General features: G+C 49.8%; 13 protein-coding genes and 1 riboswitch. Of the genes, 7 read left to right on the top strand and 6 right to left on the bottom strand.

Going from position 1 to position 19,610, the window contains the following annotated elements; all coding sequences use genetic code 11:
- Positions 1–459 precede the first annotated feature (459 nt).
- Positions 460–1,773, top strand: a complete 1,314-nt coding sequence (locus tag SALPA_RS00310) for a fibronectin type III domain-containing protein (RefSeq protein WP_145088392.1) — start codon at positions 460–462, stop codon at positions 1,771–1,773.
- 187 nt (positions 1,774–1,960) lie between these two features.
- On the opposite strand, the gene SALPA_RS00305 is transcribed toward SALPA_RS00310, so the two are convergent.
- The 6 genes from SALPA_RS00305 to SALPA_RS00280 all read right to left on the bottom strand — a co-directional run bounded on the left by SALPA_RS00305 (position 1,961) and on the right by SALPA_RS00280 (position 14,455).
- Positions 1,961–2,422 (bottom strand): OmpH family outer membrane protein, encoded by a 462-nt coding sequence (locus SALPA_RS00305; protein ID WP_145088390.1) that lies wholly within the window; start codon positions 2,420–2,422, stop codon positions 1,961–1,963.
- A 161-nt stretch (positions 2,423–2,583) separates the two neighbouring features.
- Positions 2,584–4,683 (bottom strand): TonB-dependent siderophore receptor, encoded by a 2,100-nt coding sequence (locus SALPA_RS00300; protein ID WP_145088388.1) that lies wholly within the window; start codon positions 4,681–4,683, stop codon positions 2,584–2,586.
- Positions 4,684–4,852: 169 nt separating this feature from the next.
- Positions 4,853–5,104 (bottom strand): hypothetical protein, encoded by a 252-nt coding sequence (locus SALPA_RS00295; protein WP_145088386.1) that lies wholly within the window; start codon positions 5,102–5,104, stop codon positions 4,853–4,855.
- A 165-nt stretch (positions 5,105–5,269) separates the two neighbouring features.
- The gene (locus SALPA_RS00290) at positions 5,270–11,752 is read right to left on the bottom strand and encodes a filamentous hemagglutinin N-terminal domain-containing protein (protein ID WP_145088384.1); all 6,483 of its coding nucleotides are present in this window, start codon (positions 11,750–11,752) and stop codon (positions 5,270–5,272) included.
- A gap of 520 nt (positions 11,753–12,272) precedes the next feature.
- Positions 12,273–12,671, bottom strand: a complete 399-nt coding sequence (locus SALPA_RS00285; protein ID WP_145088382.1) for a GxxExxY protein — start codon at positions 12,669–12,671, stop codon at positions 12,273–12,275.
- Positions 12,672–12,718: 47 nt separating this feature from the next.
- Entirely contained in the window at positions 12,719–14,455 is a 1,737-nt protein-coding gene (locus SALPA_RS00280) for a ShlB/FhaC/HecB family hemolysin secretion/activation protein (RefSeq protein ID WP_145088380.1), read from the bottom strand.
- 207 nt (positions 14,456–14,662) lie between these two features.
- Positions 14,663–14,786, bottom strand: a riboswitch (molybdenum cofactor riboswitch).
- 747 nt (positions 14,787–15,533) lie between these two features.
- On the opposite strand from SALPA_RS00280, the gene SALPA_RS00275 reads away from it, so the two are divergent.
- The 6 genes from SALPA_RS00275 to SALPA_RS00250 all read left to right on the top strand — a co-directional run bounded on the left by SALPA_RS00275 (position 15,534) and on the right by SALPA_RS00250 (position 19,585).
- Positions 15,534–15,734: a helix-turn-helix domain-containing protein gene (locus SALPA_RS00275; protein WP_145088378.1), complete on the top strand. Its 201-nt coding sequence runs from the start codon at positions 15,534–15,536 to the stop codon at positions 15,732–15,734.
- Between the two features lie 51 nt (positions 15,735–15,785).
- Positions 15,786–16,190, top strand: a complete 405-nt coding sequence (locus SALPA_RS00270) for a hypothetical protein (RefSeq protein WP_145088376.1) — start codon at positions 15,786–15,788, stop codon at positions 16,188–16,190.
- Positions 16,191–16,209: 19 nt separating this feature from the next.
- The gene (locus SALPA_RS00265; RefSeq protein ID WP_145088374.1) at positions 16,210–16,782 is read left to right on the top strand and encodes an ECF transporter S component; all 573 of its coding nucleotides are present in this window, start codon (positions 16,210–16,212) and stop codon (positions 16,780–16,782) included.
- A gap of 320 nt (positions 16,783–17,102) precedes the next feature.
- On the top strand, positions 17,103–17,945 hold the full coding sequence (locus SALPA_RS00260) for an energy-coupling factor transporter ATPase (protein ID WP_222427784.1): 843 nt from the start codon (positions 17,103–17,105) through the stop codon (positions 17,943–17,945).
- Positions 17,927–18,775: an energy-coupling factor transporter ATPase gene (locus SALPA_RS00255; protein WP_145088370.1), complete on the top strand. Its 849-nt coding sequence runs from the start codon at positions 17,927–17,929 to the stop codon at positions 18,773–18,775. The genes SALPA_RS00260 and SALPA_RS00255 overlap by 19 nt, the downstream gene beginning before the upstream one ends.
- Before the next feature lie 24 nt (positions 18,776–18,799).
- Positions 18,800–19,585, top strand: coding sequence for an energy-coupling factor transporter transmembrane protein EcfT (locus SALPA_RS00250; protein ID WP_145088368.1), 786 nt, complete (start codon positions 18,800–18,802; stop codon positions 19,583–19,585).
- Positions 19,586–19,610 lie beyond the last annotated feature (25 nt).

Genomic DNA, 19,610 nt, shown 5'->3' with positions numbered 1-19,610 from the left:
ATGAAAAAAATGTCATAATTTGCGAAATAAACAAAAGTAAACAAAAATAAACAAAGATAAACAAAAATAAACTAACATAAACAAATTAGATATTGAGAGTATGCTTGACAAAAATGTATATGAACAAATATAATCAAATTAACACAGCAAATAGAAAAAATACCAATATCAGTTATATTTTGTTATCATTTGTTATAACCGTTTTTATTTGTTTTGTTTAATAAGGTTGGTGAAAATTGCTGTTGGACACCGGGCTTTCCTGGATATATGGTGTGGACAAGCCTTAGTGTCACAAACGATGCCTCCCAGTGTGGAAAAGATTGTCGGCCCAGCCGGGGTGATCTTTTACATTCCGACTTTTTAAATCTAAAAGGGGATGAGGGGTGATTGATGACTGAGTAATGCAGAGTTACAATACCTTGGTCAAATCCGCCAAAAAAAATTAAGGAGGCAAACAAAATGTTTACGTTTAAGAAAGCTGGTAAAAAAAGTAGTAAGTTAGCCAATATGGCCGCGCTTGCCCTGGCATTTACTGTGGCAGTCGGGTCCAGCGCCTTTGCGCTGAACTATAGCGGCACCCAGACTGGGTCAGGCAGCGGCAACAAGCCAATAAGCTTTAGTGGCTATCAGTATGTGGACAGCACCCATATTGCGGTGTTCTTTGACAAACAAACAGGCAGTCCGGGTGAAACCATTACGGCAGAACTGTTTGACGTCATACCGCACGGTAGTAGCGGCGATAAGGTCAGCTCGGTTTCGGTTAGCTCGGGCGGCACCGGCGGCCAGTATAGCGGCACCACTGACACCAACCTAAGCAAAGGCACCAAAGCGACCATCACGACATCTTCGCTGAGTGCCGACACGCTTTATGACGTGGTTATTCATGGCGTCTTGGAGGATCAAAACGGTCTTAGCGTAGGTAATTATACGAAAGCAAAAGACTTGACATTCACCTTCAGGACCCCTAATGCTTTGGGAAACTATGCAGATCATAATCCGTATGTCACTTTTGTGGTGGGGGACCCTGACAGTACCTCTGGTGTACCGGTAGAGTCCAATACAATACTCATTTTTGACCGGCCACTTGCTTCCGGCTCGCTTTCGACCTATTTAAGTACTCTGAACAGTTCTAGCGCCGGTGTTGGCTTCAAGGACACCACGGGTAGTACAACCGTACCGGGGAGTCAGAGTCATAATGCGATCTCCAATGACTACGGTAGTGTGAACACCACCTTCTACTTCCCCATGACCAAACAAGGCAATAGCACGACAGTTTATAACCGGACTGCCGGCCACAATTATACCCTGTATCTGCCGAGCTTCACTGATACCGCTTCTCATACTTACACTACTTTTACAAATTCCAAAGATAACTCCACGGGCATTACCGCTTTCAATTTCTCTACAGCTTCTACTGATTACGCCGGCTGGGAGAATACTGGCAATCCCCTCGTCAATCTGACGGCCACCCGCGACAGCACCAGCCAAATTACCGTGTCATGGCCTGTCAACCAAACTTATTCGATTACTCCGGCTCCGTATGGGTTTAATGTCTATTATATCGATGCTTCCAACGCTGACGGCAAATATGCCAGCATTGGTTCCTGGACCAAAGCAAACGGCAGTGTTATCACCAATACGCTTAGCTCGCCGATGTCCTATTCCATTACCGGTCTGACCTCAGGCCACACCTATTGGGTCCGCGTTCAGCCCACCAACAGCGGCAATACGCAGCCGGTAGGCTTATCCATCTCCACGGCAAGTGCTCTCTAATTAGAACATCAATAAAGCTTACGCCCCGGCCAATGTGGCCGGGGCGTAAACTTTATACGGAAAGAAAGTTAAGTTTATTGAACCACAGAGACGCAGAGTACACAGGGGGAACGGCTTGACATGCATTTCCCTCTGCGTACTCTGCGTCTCTGTGGTTATACAATCCCACGATAGCGCTTTTTTTAACTTACTTGCCGGTTATCTTCTTTTGGACATCATTGGTGATATCCGGTCCGCCGTAAATGACAAAAGTTTTGGACACAATCATTGTCAGGCCTTGGGCAGTGGCCACTTCCTTGACGGCGGCGTTGATTTTGTCGGTGATGGCTTTCAATAGCTCCTGGCGCTTTTGTTCCACCCGCTGCATGAGCTGGAGGTTGAGATCCTGTTTTTCCTTGTCGCTCAGGCCGGCCGCTTTGGCGTCATATTCCTTTTTGGCCTGTTCGGTTTCAGTGCGATAAATTTCATTGGCTTTCTGGGTATCTGGATGCTGGTTGATCAGCAGGTCGTAGTCAACGGTGCCGACCGCCGAAGCTGCTGGTGCGGCATAAGCTGTGCCGGGTGGGGTCATAATGATCCCGAATAATCCAAGAAAAAGCAATGTAAGCGATAATGCGCTGATTTTTTTTGCTTCATTAAATATAGACATAGTAGTTACCTTCTTTCCTGCCGTTCAAGGCATAATTTTTACCGCCAAGGACACCAGGGAACGCTAAGGGCGCCAAGGGATTTTAACTTATTGTGAGTAGGTAATTTTATAGCTTATGTTATCCTTGGCGTCCTTGGCGGTTTAACACAATTCCTCAAATATTACTGAAATTTAACCGTTACGCCTGTTTCTATATACCTATCAGGGGCCGCAAGATAGGCGCCTGCGTAGTACTTCTTGTCAAACAGGTTGCTGATTTTAATGTAATAATCCCGGTTATCGACTGTCTTGCTGACTTTCAGATCAACAGTGGAGTAGCTGGGCAATTTCTGAACAAGCATTCTGGTGGGAGAATCGCCGCTGCCGTTGCCGTTGCCGTTGCTGAAGGCGCTGGTGCAGGAGCCGATATAGTTTAGGGCCAGATTGGCATTTAGGCCGTCCTGGCCGGTGTAGTTGAGGCCCAAAGAGAATTTGCGGTACGGGATGTCGCGCACTTGCAATTGCAACAGCGTGTCAAAAGCATTGGTGTAGGTGTAGTTCAGGAAGCCTTTGACATGGTCGGCAATTTTTTTGTTAATTTCCACTTCAAAACCATGCATATCGACATGGGGGATGTTGTAATACTGGGTATGCTGCTGGCCGAACCCCTGGCCTTTGATCATATTGGTGATGTCTTTGTTGAAGTAGGTAATATCGAATTTAAACCCGTGCAGCGAGTAACCCAGTCCCAATTCGCGGTTGATGGCTGTTTCCGGCAACAGGTAGTCGCAGACTGTGCCTTGAGATAGTGAGCCATCAGCCATTACATAATAATAAGTTACCGATCCGTCAGAGTTGGTTAGATAGGTTTGCGTGTCGCTGTAGGGATAGATGCCGCCCGGTCCGGACCGTTCTTTGGCGTTTGGCCAGCGGTAGCTTTTGCCGATAGAACCATGTAGATTAGTTTTGTCACTAAGCGCATAGTTGAGGCTGAAGACCGGATCGTCGGCCGTGCCTTTGCCGTATTGCGTCGCCGGTGAGTTATAGGCGATTGTCCGGATGTTGGCATTGTCGGAGTTTTCGTAATGCCGGTAGCCGAAACTTGTTGCCAGTTTGCCGAGATTGGTGACATTTTGCAGATAAAAGCTTTTGCCGGTGTAATCATAATAAGAATGACCGCTGTTGGATTGCTCGGTAAAGCTTCTGGTTTCATAGGAGTAACCCCAGGTTGCGGTATTGACCTTGCTTGTTCTGATGGTATTTTGTAATTCGTAGCCTTTAACCGTACCATCCCACCACAGATTTAACTTGTCGGTCGTGTTGAGCAGGGCAGCCAGCAGATGGCTGTTTTCCTTAGAACGGTACACCTTGAAACTAAGCTCGCTGTTGGCGTTGAGTTTTTGGTTGTATAACGCGCCGGTGTATGAGTTTTTAATCGGGTCATATTCCCAGTCATAACTATTGGACCAGTAGCTGCTTTTGCCGGTCGTGGCACCGCTCCGGCCGCTGTTTAAGACAATCAGGCCGGTAGCCGGGTCGATACGGTTGGGTTGCTCTTCCTGGCGCTCAGAATAGGAACCGAACAGGGTGAGCGAGGATTTGTTGTTGATATCCCAGCTCATCTTGCCGCTGTAGTAGTCGGCCGATAACTTGGAATGAGCGGTATAGCCGTCGGTATCTTCCTTCTTGGCGGTGAAATTATAATTGAACTTGCCGGTATCACCGCCGACTGAGGCAAAATATCGCTGCGTATTGTTGCTGCCGGAGGTGATGGTCAGTGATTCGGCCATTTTTTGAGTGGCTTTCTTGGTGGTGATATAGATAACCCCGCCGGGAGCGTCGGTGCCGTAAATAACCGGCACGGCGCCTTTGATGATCTCAATTTTTTCAATATTGTCGGCCGGGATGTTGCGTAAATCCACCTTGCCGTCGCCGACCGGACTGAGCGGCACGCCGTCAATAAAGATCTTGGTGTTATCGGCGTCGCTGCCGCGGAACTGGGCAATAGCCTTGCCTTTGGTATTGCTGCTGGTAATATATAAGCCGGTTACGTCTTTCAGGGCGTCGGCCGCGTTTTGTGCTCCTTTGGACTTGATCTCGTCCTCGGTAATGACGGTAAACTTAACCGGGTTAAGCTGTTTGAAAGCGGCAGCGGTTACCACCACCTCTTCCACCTCGGTGTCGCCCCCGGTATTGGCTTCTTCGGCCGCCGTCACCGCCAGTGGAAAACTGGAATACAGCAGCAGGCAACTGGCTAAAAACGCCAGTTTCTTTTTTTTCATGACTTTTCTCCCCTTTACGATATTGGATAAACATGATGGATTAACCGCCAAAGACGCCAAGAACGCTGAGGACGCCAAATGTATTATTGTGGGTGGTTAGCTGGTGATTTTTCCGGTGTCTGTTCTTGGCGAGCTTGTGGCGTTCTTGGCAGCTAACTATTTTTTACTCTTAGTCGGCTGTATTATCTTCCTGCTTCTTTATCACCCCGGCGTCGGCTAATTGTTTGAGGATTTGCTGCTGCAGGCCGAACCCCTGGACAAAGCCTTCCAGCGGCAGGATGAGACGGTGGTTGATGTTAAATACTGGCTGGCCATTCTCACTTTTAAGATGAGGCTGCAGTGTCATTAAATCCACCCGGATGGTGTTGTTGGTAATGTGGATGCCGCTAATTCCGTCGGCGAAGATTTCTTGAATGTTCATTACTATTCCTCCTGTACCAGATGTTGAAATATTTTAACCACAGAGGGCACAGAGGGCGCAGAGGGATTTTCGACAAAAGGGACTCTTTTCTGCCAATAAATCCGTATACCCCTTTGTGATCTCTGCGTCTCTGCGGTTAATAGATTTACTATTCCTAAGACAAGACTATTGAATTGCCACACCTTCACCGACGATGGTCAGGAACGGCAAAGTCTCTGAACTTACCGCCAGATCAGCGGCTGGTGTAACTATCGAGCCTAACCTGGCATTGGAGATGAGGGCTTCGGTAATGGCCGCGTTACGTTGTAACTGGGCCGGTGTCAGGGGACGGGTTAACGGATTGGCTGCTGTGAAGATAAAGCCGCTGCCAGTAGCTGGCGCTGATTGGCCATCCCATAGGACAAAGTCACCAGTCAGCCCGCCTCGGGCGTCATAGATGAGCTCGCTGCTGGGGCTGTCCACCTTGCTGGTCATCCGGGACAGTTTGTCATAAGTTCTGGCGTCATAGTATAACGCAGTGTTGGACGAATAAATGAGCTGATCGGGGGCATATACCAGCCAGCGTCCGCCGGCCACGATGGCGTTGGCGCCGCTGTCATTGAGGAAGCCGGTACCGGCCACCAGGGTAACGTCGCCGCTGGCGGTAAGCTCGGTAGTATTGGTTGCTCCGTGGCGCAGGATGATGTTGCCGCCGGCGGTTATGGTAATGTCGCCGCCGAGGGCGACAAGTTGCTGATTGCCTAAATCGAATGAATCAAGATTATTTGCATGAAAGTTGTTATTGAACATAATATCGCCGGGGGTGGTAATGGTAATGGAGCCGGTGGCGATTATGCTATTGGTGCTATTACCAAGTGAAATATCATTGGCTATGAGGTTGCCGTTTACTATAAGCCCGGAGACGCCATTCAGAGTGCCGAATGTATAAAGAATTTCATCGGGTGACTGGTAGGTTGTAAATACATTCCATATACTTGGATCTGTATCCGATGTTGCGCCACTGTTATCGATGAACAGTGTATCTTTGATCAGCTTGCTGCCTGTCAGGCCGTTGCTGGTGGCGCGGTAGATGCTGTTAGCCTTATAGTTGGCGTCGCCTGCGACGTAGAGCAATACTGCTCTGTTGGTAGGCACTGATGTCGTGCCCATGCCATAATAGAAACCATCAACACCGAATTCATAAGCTTGCGCAGCTGTTTGAGTTATTCCCGAATAGTTCGTAAATACAACATTAATCGTTTCGCCGGTGCCTCCCTGGACTGTACCGGTGAAACTTTGTGTTGGCGTACCGTCATACTGCCACTGGAGGTAGGGGAGGAAACCGTTGGTAATTCCCCATTTGCTGGTATCCCATGTGGAGAAATTGCTGCTTTTTAACATATTGGCCCACATCAAGCCCTGGACATTGGTGGCAGTGCCGGAACCGGAACCGATCCCGGTGGTTTGCCCGGAGGTTGTTGTACACCAAACTGCGTCGGTAATGGTGCCATTGTTCACGCCGACCAGACCACCGACTGTGCTGTCAGTGCCGGTGGTGGCGCCGACGCTGAAGGAAGTGGCGATGGTGCCGTTGTTTATCCCGGCCAGGCCGCCGATGGTGCTGCCGGCGCCGGTGCCGGAGGTCTTGATCATGCTGTAGGAGTTGGTGATGCTGCCGTCATTTTCTCCCACCAGGCCGCCGGCTGTGCTGGCGGCGCCGCTGACGGTGACCGCGCTGGTATCGTAGGAGCCGGTGATGGCGCCGGTGGAGGTGTTTATCCCGACCAGGCCGCCGGCTGTGCTGGTGGCACCGCTGGCGGTTACTCTGGCGGAATTATAGGAATTGCTGATCGTGCTATTGTTTCTGCCCACAAGGCCGCCAACGATGCTGTTGTCGGCGGTGCTGGTCACTGCGCCGGCATTGTAAAGGCTGGTAATGTTACTATTATTAGTTCCGATCAGGCCGCCAACGTCACTGGCAGCACCATTGGCGGTTATCGCGCCGCTATTGTAGGAACCGGTAATAGTGCTGCTGGCATTGTTTACCCCGGCCAGACCGCCGACCTTATTATTGGTGGCGCTCGCAGTTGTTTTCACCCCGCCCTTATTGTAGGAACTGCTGATGCTGCCGTCGTTTTCGCCAACCAGGCCGCCGGCTGAGTTGCTGTCGGCATCACTGGTGACGGTAACGGCAGTGTCGACATAGGAGCTTTCAATAGTGCCCGCGTTTGTTCCCGTCAGGCCGCCGACTATGCTGTTGGCGCCGCTGGCGGTTACCATGCCGGCATTGTTGGACCCGGTGATGACGCCATCAATTGCATTCCAGCCCGCCAGGCCGCCCACTAGGCTGCTGGCGCCGGTGGCGGTAACAGCGGCTGTGTTGGCAGAACTCTCGATACTGCCGGCGTTGTAGCCGACCAGGCCACCGACGGTGTTGCCGGTGCCGCTGGCAATAATTTTACCGGCACTGGAGGAACCGGTGATGCTGGTGCCGATCCCACTGTAGCCGACCAGGCTGCCGACATACAGGTTATTTGCGCCGGCCACGATATTGACGTTGGTCAGGTTGATGCTGCTGAGGGAGGCGCCCTTGGTATAGCCGAACAGGCCGAGGGCGGAAGCGGCAGAGTCCGTGATGGTCAGCCCGCTGATGGTATAGCCGTTGCCCTTCAGGATACCGGTAAAGGAAGTTGTAGCACTGTCGCCGATGGGTGTCCACGCCGTGCCAGTCAGGTCGATATCAGCGGCCAGAATATACGTACCACTCAGATTGTTGCTTAGGGCCAGGAGTTGATCAAGCGTGGTGATGATGGTGCTGCCGTTTAATTCCCACTGCAGGAGGGGCCGTGCCCCGGATAAAGACCAGGTATTGGTAAAATCCCAGCCGCTGGGATAGTTGGCGCTGTTGCCCATTTGGGCAGTGGTCAGTCCGGTGACACCGGTGGCGGACGAATCACTGCCGACGCCGCTTGTCTGGCCGGAAGTGGTGGTATCCCACACTGAGGCTGCAACTGTGCCGCCGCTGCCGTCGCCGACCAGGCCGCCGGCTGTACCGCCGCTTACCGCGCCAGCGCTGTAGGAAGTGGAAATAGTACCGCTGTTAACGCCGGCGATGCCGCCCGTCTTGCTGGCGGTGCCACCGGAGACCACGCCGGCAGCATCAAAATAACTGTTGGTAATGGTGCCGGTATTGGTCCCGGTCAGGCCGCCGACATTGCCGGCGCCGCTGACGGTAGCCATGCTATAGGATTGTTTCACAGTGCCGTTGTTAAAACCGACCAGGCCGCCGGCATTGGTACCGCCGTTTACCGCGCCTGTAGTGTACACATCGGCAATGGTACCGCCGTCATTATAGCCAACCAGGCCGCCGACATACGTGTTATTGGCGCCGCCGGTGATGACCAGACCGGTCAGGCCGACATCGCTGATGGTTGCGCCGCTGATATAACCGAACAGACCGATGGCCGAAACTGACGGGTTGGTGATGGTAAGGCCGCTGATTGAGTATCCGTTGCCGTCAAAAGAACCGGTAAACGGCGTGGTAGCACTGCCGATGGGGACGAAGCCGGTAGCTGTGTTCCACATACCGGCGGCGTCAGTGAACAGCCCGCTCAGGTCGAGGTTGCGGCTAAGAGTATAACTGTCGTTCAGGTTCTCAGTTGCGGCGATTAACTGCAATTGGTGGGCGTTACTGATGGTGGAACTATATAATTCGGACCGCAGGAAGGGACGGGTATAACCGTCGATCATGAACCAGGTGTTGGTAAAGTCAAAACCAAGGTTTGTCAAGGTGGTCTTGTCCCTTGCCTGGATTGTTGTCAAACCGGTGACGCCGCTGGCATTAGCGGCGTCGCCAACGCCTTTGGTTGTATCGCTTATGCCTGAAGTCTCGGTATCCCAGTAGGAACCGGCGATAGTAGCGTTCAACCCAAAAGCACTTCCGTTGCTCCCTAGAAAACCACCGAAAGTGTTGCTGCCGTTATTGGTTATCGAACCTGTACTGTAGGAATTTGTGATAGTGCCAAGGACGAGTCCGCCAAAACCGCCAACGTAACTACTGTCGCCATTCATTGTGACCGGACTCGTAGTATAGCAGTTATTGAATGTAGATATGCTCGAGTCAATTCCGACTAAACCACCAATAAAATTAAATCCGGCAGCATCGGTAAGGGTTAGCGCCCCGGTGCTGTAGGAATTTGTGATCGTACCACCACTACTCCCTACCAAGCCGCCCACGCTGGTCCAGTTCCCTGTAGCGGTAACGTCGACTGTACCTGTGCTGTAGCTATTGGTGATGGCACCGCCGCTGCTCATACTCCCGACAAGACCGCCTGCAGTTACACTTGTGCTAGAATTAACAGATATGTTGACGTCGCTGTAGCTGTTGGTGAAGGTGGTGGCTTCGCTATTACCTACCAAGCCACCAGCAATACTACCGATTCCTTTTATTGTGCCTGTGCTGTAGCAATTGGTGATAGTCGTGTAGGCTGCGGCTGAACCTACCAAAGCACCGCCGTTATTCCAGGTGCCGGTTATATTGACATTTTCCAGTCCGACATTGCGAATGGTTGCGTAGATCGTATGGCTAAACAGACCAATGTAAGCAGAAGAACTATTGCTATTAATGGTAAGCCCACTGATCACATGCCCATCACCGTCAAAAATGCCGCCAAAGGATTGAGTGCCACCAATTGGCACAAAACCCGCGCCGCTGTTCCAAGTGCTGGTGGCGCCGGCGTCAATATCAGTACCCAGGGCGTAGACGCCGTAAAGGTTGTTGCTGACGTTCTGCAAATCGTCCAGCGAGTTCACCAGCATGTAGGCGGTGAGATCGCCGGTAACGTAAGAAGTATAAGGATTACTGGTTGTTGTTCCGGCCCAGGTGGTAACCGCGGTCGACTGGGTAGCCGCGTCGTCGTAACTTGTTGGATTATAGTAAATGGACACCGTCCCGCCGCTTACCACCTTGCCGTCTGTCCCGAAGGCAACCGTGCCGCTGCTGTCGGCGTCGCTGTCAGACCGCAGCACCACATTGCCACTGCCGGTGGTGATGGTTGCATTGACATTGACATCCTTGTCGGCCTTGAGGGTAACGCCGCCGCTGCCGGTATTGGTGATGTTGGCGTTGACATTGATATCGTTATCGGCCTGCAGGGTGAGGCTGTTGCCGCTCGACCAGGATACGGGGGCGGCAACGGTGATATTACCGGTACCGGTGCCGTCGGTCTGGAGGGTGATGTTGGCGGAAGTTAGCTGGTTAGCCAGGTCAGTGGCGTTATATACATTGCCGCTGGTGGCGTCCGTGCTGATGGTGTACTCGCCGGGGTCCAGCAGCAGGGTGCCTGTCGTGCCGTTGGGCGCCAGCAGGTTGGTGTAGCCTTTGTACAGCAGTGTCTGTTTACCGGACACTTCGGCGCTGCCGCCGTTGCCGCTGACCGAGCCGCCTTTAGCCGAGATGGTGCCATAGTAATTGGTGGTGTCATTGGCCCACACCACGACCTGGCCGCCGTCACCGCTGGTGAGGGCATCGGCGTTAATAGTGGCAGTGGCTGCTACCGTGGTAGTAGTGGCATTCTGTTCGGTTCCTTTGCCCTGGTAATTACCGCCAATGAGCGCTGTACCGCCGCCCTTGGCGCCGGACACGTTAACCTTAGCGCCGTCGGCCAGGGTGACGGTATTGCCTAGTACCTTAACCGTACCGCCGGTTTCGCCCGCGTTTTTCCCGGAGGCGTCCAGGGTGCCGCTGCTCACTACTGTGCCGTTAGTGCCGCCGTCCAGAATGATTTTGCCGTTAACATTACTGACACTGTGGGCCTGAATAATGCCGCTGTTGTTGACCACTGTGCCGGCCAGGTCACCGGCCGCGCTGGCGGCCATGATGACTTGTCCGCCATCAGCCTGGATGAGATTGTGATTGGCTGCACTGGCATTTATCGCTGCCTTGTCCACAGCCAGGTTCAATAGCCCGTCGCCGTCCATATCCAGCGTGATGGCCTGGCCGGCGCCCAGGGCTACTGTGCCTTGCTGGGCGACAATGATACCTTCGTTGGCCACCTGGGGGCCGAGCAGGGCTACATAGCCGCCGTTGGCAGCCGTAATGGTTCCCTGGTTGACGACTGTGCCGATGGTGCCGTCCCGGCCGGTAAATTTATATTTCCCGGCCTGAAAATCACTGTCAGACAGATCTAAGGTCGAGGCCACCAGCCCGCCGACGTCGACCTTGGCGCCGGGGGCGAACAGGATGCCGTTGGGGTTGATGAGAAATACTTTGCCGTTGGCTGTCAGGGTGCCGTAAATTGCCGAAGCGTCATTGCCGATGACCCGGTTTAAGGCGATCGAACTGGTGCCGGGCTGAATGAAGTTTACCGTTTCACCGCTGCCGATGCTGAAGCTCTGCCAGTTGATGCCGAGTTTATCGGTAGTCTGGGTGATGGTGGTAGTCGTGCCGCTGGAACTGATGGTACCGGAACCGGTAGTCACTGTGCCGCCGGTCGGGTTGGCAAAGACCCCATTCATACTGCCGAGCAGGATGCCTGCTGCCATTACGGACGGTAAGATGCTTTTGGCGAGTATTTTCAGGGGATTAATCGTGGGAGTGGATTTGCTGACACTGTTTTGCCGCTGGCTTGGTTTACTGCGCTCCCAATCGCGCCGCCATTTTCTTTGCATGTAGTATACCTCCTTGCTTAAAATAAAGGGTTGAACCGTTTTTGAACCGCAGAGTACGCAGAGGAATAGGGATTTGAACCACAGAGACGCAGAGTACACAGAGGATTGGGTTTGTGTTTTAATAGAACGCGTTAATTCAAATAAAATAATCTCCCTCCGCGCCCTCTGTGTCTCTGCGGTTGATACATTAAAAAATAAAAGATTGAGTCGATTTGAACCACAGAGACGCAGAGTACACAGAGGATTGGGTTTGTGTTTTAATAAAACGCGTTAATCCAAATAAAATAATCTCCCTCCGCGCCCTCTGTGTCTCTGCGGTTGATACATTGAAAAATAAAAGATTGAGTCGATTTGAACCACAGAGGCGCAGAGTACACAGAGAATTGGGATAATTAGCCTGTTCAGCTTAGAATCCATCTCGTTAACCATTAAAATAATCTCCCTCTGCGCGCTCTGTGTCTCTGCGGTTGATATAGTTTAATATAAAAGGTTGATCTGCAGAGTACGTAGAGGAGTAGGATTATTCTGTAAGTATAATTCGATTAATGCCGTTTTTTAACAAAACAACGTTAAAATTGATCAATAATGCTATTTTGTATCCTGTGGCTTTCATGTAAGAAAGAACCTGGGCTTTATGAATCGGCGCCAAGTTTTCAACAGCTTTTAATTCCACAATTAGCTGCGAATCCACCAGGAAATCTAAACGACTTTCGCCAACCGGAAATCCCTTGTAGTTTATAGATATTGTTTTCTGCCTTTCAAATGGGATATTTTGCATTGTAAACTCGGCAGAAAGTGCTTCTTCATAAACGCTTTCGAGATAACCCGGTCCTAACATACGATGCACTTCAACGGCAGCGCCAATAACCAACCCGGTTAACCTATTCATATTCAGATCAGAATTCATCTCTTTGGCCATTGAAAAATTCCTCCTCCGCGCCCTCTGTGTCTCTGCGGTTAATATATTTAAAAACGCTGAGTACCTTTCACCCACCAACGACCGCTTTTGTCTCTGTCTGAGGTTGCATCGCTGGAGCTTAACTTCCAGGCATAGTCAACCCGGAGGGTGTAGTCTTTTTGCTTATTAAGAATGAGTCCCAGGCCGGCGCCGGTAAGGATGCGGCTGTTATCGCCTGATCCGGCTACCGGATTTTTATCAATTGATACCCTGCCGTTGTCGATGAAGGCTGCCAGTTGGAAAGCAGGGGTCGGCATATTCCAGCGCAGTTCGCCGGTTAAGAGGTAACCCTGGTCGCCTGATGCTTCGCCCTGGGGGTAGGCTCTGACGGCATTGGCGCCGCCGATGAACAGTTTTTCGGAGGAGTCCAGGTTTTTGTTGGCCAGCTGTCCGGTAAAGCCAAGGTACAGGTTGAGTCGGTTATTGAGGTATTGCAGACGGTTGAAGTTAACGTTGGCTTTGGTATAGGAACCGGTAGTTTGCAGGCCCTTGTTATCGACGGTTTGCGCGGCAATGCCATACATATCTTGTCCATCGTCGATGCTCAGGCGGCCGGTGGTAATGGTCAGGGCAAAGTTGTTAACACCGCCGCCGCGGAATTTGTCCCGGTTGCTACCGTTCAGGCCGATGGTCCAGGCATTGCTATGTTTGTCGGTAAAGGCGTCATATGTGTCAATGTGGTCTTCGATTTTGCGATGGTTATACTCAATTACGCCATAAAGGTTGTAGTTACGGGAACGGACAAGGGGGTATATACCGAAAATACTGGTATTCTTTGAGGTACCGCCGGCTTCAAGGGCTTCGAATTCCTTACCGATGGTATAGTGCAACTGGGAATAGCCTACGCCGATTTTGGCGCCTTTGCTGCCGACAGGCAGCATGTAGTTGATGGTGCCGTTGTTCAGGTCGCCCCCGGAATTAGTACCGCTAATGGATACCGCGTCACCTTTGCCGCTGATGTTGTTGAAGTTGAGGTTGAGGTTGCTGCGCCTTTGGCCGGTGAAACGGTTGCCATAGTTGTCGAGGGAGAATTCTGCGGTTGTGGCCTTGGTGTCGTTAATTTCTACGATAAGGTCAGAGGTACCGCTTGTTTTGCCTGGCACCAGAGTGGCTTTGATACTAATGCCACTGGTATCACTTATTAGCAGCAGGGTACGCTCCAGGGTGTCTTTTTTTACATAGTCGCCGCTTTTGAGGCTGCTGAGCAGGCGGGCGGCGGTGTTATCGGCAAGTCTGGAATGGTTGCGGATGTCGATGTTGCCGTATTGACCAGGGACAACCGTGATTTCCGCTATCCCGTCGGTGATGTCCTGGGCGGGAATAAAGGCGTTGGCAACCATATAGCCATGATCGCGAAAGTATTGGGAAATACGGCGGGCGATGGTTTGCAATTCAGGCAAGGTAAGTTCCTGGTTGGTTGCGTCTTTTACCAAGTCTTGCAACGTAGCTTCGCTGTAGATGGTTTGCCCGGTGATATGCAGGCCGCTGATTTTAAACTTGTCGCCCTCGTTGACTGGCGGCGCGGTTGGTTGATCTTCGCTGACTTCGATTTTGATATCGGCTTTGGGAGGGACGACGATCTTTTGTTCTTTCACGCTATCGGCCACTTGGCCGGCGATTTGACCGGCGATCGTACCAGCATCAGGTGGGGCGGCAAAGGCCGGCAGGCTCGTACAGGAGATAACCGCCAAGGCCAGAGTCAGGCAGCGCTTACTGCTGCGTGATAATCTGTTTTTTCGTAGCATAATCTCATCCTTTCTCTTTAATAAAGTGGAGGGAACGAAGCTTTTACAACTAGCACCTCCTTTTTGCTTTTATCTCACCCATAAACTTTTGTCTTGAGTTATTTATCGTAAAGGCCACATGACCATAGCTTGAAATAGAAAAAGTTGTTCCTCTTTTGGAAAAAGACGAACAACATATTCCGACACGCCAATACAGGCATGGCTATGCCGTTGCTACATTGCACTCCTTTCCAAAGAAGGGGAAGCACAGCCGTTTCCAACTGTACCGATCGGCTGAATACCGTGCCTGCAGGGGGGGTTAGGTAGGTCAGCTAAGGAGCTCGCTATTCAGTTTGCGGTTACTTTTATGAATCAAAGTGTACAAATGCTCGGTTTCGTCATATCGACAAAAACATCCCTCCAAATAGTTAGTTTAACTAACAAAAATGACGACAACAGTCCCTTACAAAAAATATATAGCCAAAAGATATATAGCAGAAAATAATGGTAGTTCAACTAAGATTCGAGCGATTACTCTGATTTAATCAATAACGGAACGCCAATCTAGTTATAACTATCTGCAAATATAAATGAACTATATCATAGATAATTTTAAATCGGATTCCTTTATGTTAATTCTTGTTGTACATAGTAGTTGTTTTTGCATCATTCTACATTATTCATGAATTTCCTGCTAAGTTATGCTAATAAATCCATTTATTTTACGATTAGGAAATCTGTACCACCAAAATTGCTGGATTAATTCTTTGTTTTGTTCGTTTTTGATTAGTAAAACTAAGGAAATTTATTCAAATTATCTTGACAAAACTTACCATACGCTATTAAACTACACTAAACTATATTAATTTGAAAGGGGTCATCAAAATGGAGCCAACCAAAACAAACACAGCTCATCAAGCCACGCTAAAAGATAAATTTATCTTTAGCTATTTGGTAAAAATGGCATGCAAATTTCGCCATTAGGCTGCTGCTTACATTTCCCATGGTGTTAAGTAATAATTGTGATATTTATAATTGGGACTCTGGTTTTAGCACCTATCTATAGCCGAAAGCAACGAAGTGAGGTGAATGTACTATCATGAGCAATCCTATAGTGTATTATACCGCCGAAGAAGTCGCTGCATTGCTGAAGATCACAAGATTTACCGTATATAAAATGATTAACCGGGGAGAGTTGCCAGGATATCGTATTGGCCGGGAATTTCGTATTGAAGCTGCGGATCTGGATGCTTTTATTCGAAAATCCAAAGAACAATTGCGCCAAAACCTCAGCTTGTAAAGTTAGTAATGTTTTGTTACTTTAAATTTTGGAAGATGTGGTGATTTAAAAATGTTAAATAGAAGGATAACGCTTAGCGTCCTGTTAATTGTGCTGATTGTCCTGGCTGCCTACGGTACCGAGTATTTAGCCAAAAACCGGGGCTTACATACGGCCACCCTGATTACTATTCAAAGTAATAATAAAACTGCGGCCTTGTTTGGGGTTGATGTGCTGCGACAATTAGATGCCGGCGGCCCGGGACTGCTTGCTGTGCTGGCTGCAGCCGGTATTGACAGGTTCAGTAAAGTCGAGGTTAAAGGGCTAAAGAACAATATCGTATACCCGATAAATAATGAAATAAACAAAGACCTGAATTTACAGTTCACTGACCGGGGAACGGTCAATTTATGTAATAACAAAGCCAATAAAGCTATTTTGGTTGAAGATGTTAATGAAATTAATGCGGTAAATTAATTTCATTAACATCTTGCCAATGGGAATACGAGGAGGAGATAGTCAAGTTATGGTGCTGGAGAAGTTTATGTTTAAACTGGGTTTGGCTGATGTGCTGCGCTTAACTATGTTCGGGACGCTGATTTCGGTAGCCAGGGATATAACCAGGCTGCCTTTGCATCTGCCGGGACATACCAGTATTTATTGGATGGGGATACTGGTGCTGGGTAAGGGGTTAATTCCGAAATTCGGCGCAGGGATTGTCATGGGGATGGTCTCTGGTGTTTTGGCGGTGTTATTGGGGGAAGGGAAAGAAGGTGTGCTGGTTTTTTTTCGGTACTTTATTCCTGGCTTGATACTTGATTGTCTGGCGCCATTGTTTAACTATAAGTTGGAGTCACTGGCTGTCGGGGCCATCTGCGGTGCAGTTGCCAGTTTAGTAAAATTGGCGGTGAACTTTGCCGTAGGGCTATTACTTAAATTGCCGCTGGCACTGCTGGCCCTGGGGCTGGGGATTTCCTCGCTTTCCCATGTACTGTTCGGCGCGGCCGGTGGGATAATTGCCGCTTTGTTAATCAAGCGGCTGAAACCTAGGCTGACTAACTGGGAATAGGAAATGAAAAGGAAGGTTTTTTTAACCGCAGAGACGCAGAGGACGCAGAGAGGGGGATGGGAGAAAGAGCCTTAGCGGTAACTGTTTTTAACCGCAGAGACGTAGAGAGGAGAATGGGAGAAAGAACTTTAGCGGTAATTGTTTTTAACCGCAGAGGACGCAGAGGACGCTGAGAAGATGCAGGAAAAATGGTGCGATATTATCGCGCCGGGATAGAAAATATCAAATCCTCTGCGTCCTCTGTGACTCTGCGGTTCAAACATCGTTCCCTATTTGGCACTCTTGGCAGTAATAATTTCCTAGGAAAGGAGGGGCTGACAGTGCCGGATGGCAGTATCGAATTGGTTAATGTAACTAAGGTGTATCAGGTTTGTGGCACCAGGAAAACGGCGGTTAACAACGTAAGCCTAACTATTCGGCAGGGCGAATTTGTCGGTTTGGTCGGGATGAATGGGTCAGGCAAGTCTACTCTGGCCCGGCTGATCAATGGTTTAATCCGGCCTACCGGCGGCCGGGTGATTGTTAACGGGTTGGATACCGCGGACAATAATTTGTTACAAGCAATAAGAAGCCACGTAGGTATGGTCTTTCAGAATCCCGATAATCAACTGATTAGCGCCATTGTTGAGGAAGATGTGGCCTTTGGGCCGGAAAATCTCAGGCTGCCTGCCAAAGAGGTACAAGCACGGGTGGATTGGGCCCTGCAAGCTGTGGGGTTGGCAGAATTGCGCCGGCATGCTCCGCACCTGTTATCCGGCGGACAAAAACAGAAAGTGGCCATTGCCTCAGCCTTGGCAATGCGTCCAGACCATTTGATTTTAGACGAACCCACCTCAATGCTTGATCCTGCTGGCCGTCAGGAACTACTGGAAACCTTAACAATACTTAATAAGCAATATAACATTACTGTTGTGTTGATATCCCATTATATGGAGGATATGGTCCGGGCTAACCGCTTACTTGTGCTGGAGCACGGCACAGTCCTGCTTGACGGAGTGCCCAGGCAGTTGTTTGCGGCACCGCTGGAATTGGCACAGGTTGGTTTTGCCCCGCCAGGAATTGTCCGGTTAGTTAATAATCTGAGAACAAGGGGGTATGAAATAGACCAAGGCATTAATACTGTACAGGAACTGGTGGAAACTATATGCCAATTATCGAGGTAGAAAATGTAAGCTATGTCTATTGTCCGGGTACTCCTTACGAAAAAAAGGCTGTGGACAATGTTACTTTGTCTGTTAACCAGGGTGAGTTTTTGGGTATCGTGGGGACCAATGGGTCAGGAAAATCGACGCTGGTGCAGCATTTTAACGGGCTGCTGGCCGCCACCTCAGGTCAGGTAAGCATTTGCGGCCAGGATACCGCACATAAACAGTCCCGGAATGAATTATGGCGCAAAGTAGGGTTGGTATTTCAGTACCCGGAACAACAACTGTTTGAAGATACGGTGTTTGCCGATGTAGCCTATGGTCCGCGGAACCTCGGGCTTGATGCCGGGGAGGTTGCATACCGAACCAGCCGGGCTTTGGCCAGGGTTGGTTTAGATTCAGCGGTTGCTGAGTTGCCGCCGGTTTGTCTCAGTGGTGGTTTGCGACGGCGGGTAGCCATCGCCAGCGTGCTGGCCATGCAACCGGAGATACTGGTACTGGATGAGCCAACTGCCGGTTTGGACCCTGGTGGTCGGGAGATTGTTTTACAGCTAATAAAAAAATTGCAGCAGGAAGATCACACCACTGTAGTGATGATCTCCCACAGTCTGCAAGATGTTATCACTCTGGCTGATAATATCGCTGTTATGGAACAAGGCAAATTGATTATGCATGGGCATCCCCGGGAAGTTTTAGCGCAAAGCGGCTTGCGTAAGGTAGCCGGGATTATTTTGCCTGATTTTCTACAAGTGATTTTTTCCCTGGCCGCACGTGGGAAAGCAGTTAATACCGGTATTACTACCCTTGAAGAGGCGGAAGCGGAAATAGTAAAAATCCTTGGCGGTTAATCTGTTTCCTAAGGAGACTCGTCTATGAAAAACATAAAGCTGGGTCAATTTGTACTAGGTGATTCTTTTTTGCACCGGTTAGATCCCAGAACCAAAATAATTAGCTGCCTGTTCATCACCTTTTCGGTATTGTTTGACGCGAAATGGTTCGTGTTGCTATATAGTATTCTGTTGATTATGGCGGCAATTATTTTATCCCGGCTAAAACTTAAACCAATTATGCGTGGTTTGCGTAAACTGAGTCTGATGTTAGTAATGACCTTTGCTGTTCAGTTGCTGCTTACCAAGGGTAATCCGCTGTTGCATGTGGGGTTTGTAAGTATTACCCAAGAAGGTATTGAACTAGGTATCACAACTCTGTTCCGGTTATTAATACTGTATTTGTGTTCCTCCTTACTAACCATGACGACATCACCAGTTAGTCTGGCCACAGGTATCGAAGCGTTGCTGGCACCACTTCGGTACGTAAAGATACCGGTCCACCAGTTTGCGATGATCATCGGTACAGCTTTCCGGTTTATTCCCACAATCCTGGAGGAAGCAGAGACCATTACCAGGGCGCAGCGAGCCCGGGGGGCACCGTTTAATTCACCCAATCTTATAATCCGGTTAAAAAGTATGACAGCGGTATTAATTCCATTATTAGCCGCTTCCTTACAACGGGCTGATGACTTGGCCATGGCCATGGCCAGCCGGTGTTATGCGGGAAGTCCCAATCATTTCCGGATGCGTAATTTGTCTTTGGCAAGGAGGGATAAAATTTCTCTGTTGGTGGCTGGTGTATTATTTGTCGTGCCATTTTTTCTTTAAAAATTAGAATAATGTTTTGGAAGGT

This window comes from Sporomusa sp. KB1 (assembly GCF_007830295.1).
GTDB lineage: Bacteria > Bacillota > Negativicutes > Sporomusales > Sporomusaceae > Sporomusa.
Note: the sequence above shows the minus strand (reverse complement) of the source record. Positions and strands in the feature narration are given on the sequence as shown.

Excerpts from the sequence above, each read along its gene's own strand:
- SALPA_RS00310 (WP_145088392.1), top strand. The coding sequence starts at position 460 with ATGTTTACGTTTAAGAAAGCTGGTAAAAAAAGTAGTAAGTTAGCCAAT.
- SALPA_RS00305 (WP_145088390.1), bottom strand. The coding sequence starts at position 2,422 with ATGTCTATATTTAATGAAGCAAAAAAAATCAGCGCATTATCGCTTACA.
- SALPA_RS00300 (WP_145088388.1), bottom strand. The coding sequence starts at position 4,683 with ATGAAAAAAAAGAAACTGGCGTTTTTAGCCAGTTGCCTGCTGCTGTAT.
- SALPA_RS00295 (WP_145088386.1), bottom strand. The coding sequence starts at position 5,104 with ATGAACATTCAAGAAATCTTCGCCGACGGAATTAGCGGCATCCACATT.
- SALPA_RS00290 (WP_145088384.1), bottom strand. The coding sequence starts at position 11,752 with ATGCAAAGAAAATGGCGGCGCGATTGGGAGCGCAGTAAACCAAGCCAG.
- SALPA_RS00285 (WP_145088382.1), bottom strand. The coding sequence starts at position 12,671 with ATGGCCAAAGAGATGAATTCTGATCTGAATATGAATAGGTTAACCGGG.
- SALPA_RS00280 (WP_145088380.1), bottom strand. The coding sequence starts at position 14,455 with ATGCTACGAAAAAACAGATTATCACGCAGCAGTAAGCGCTGCCTGACT.
- SALPA_RS00275 (WP_145088378.1), top strand. The coding sequence starts at position 15,534 with ATGAGCAATCCTATAGTGTATTATACCGCCGAAGAAGTCGCTGCATTG.
- SALPA_RS00270 (WP_145088376.1), top strand. The coding sequence starts at position 15,786 with ATGTTAAATAGAAGGATAACGCTTAGCGTCCTGTTAATTGTGCTGATT.
- SALPA_RS00265 (WP_145088374.1), top strand. The coding sequence starts at position 16,210 with ATGGGAATACGAGGAGGAGATAGTCAAGTTATGGTGCTGGAGAAGTTT.
- SALPA_RS00255 (WP_145088370.1), top strand. The coding sequence starts at position 17,927 with ATGCCAATTATCGAGGTAGAAAATGTAAGCTATGTCTATTGTCCGGGT.
- SALPA_RS00250 (WP_145088368.1), top strand. The coding sequence starts at position 18,800 with ATGAAAAACATAAAGCTGGGTCAATTTGTACTAGGTGATTCTTTTTTG.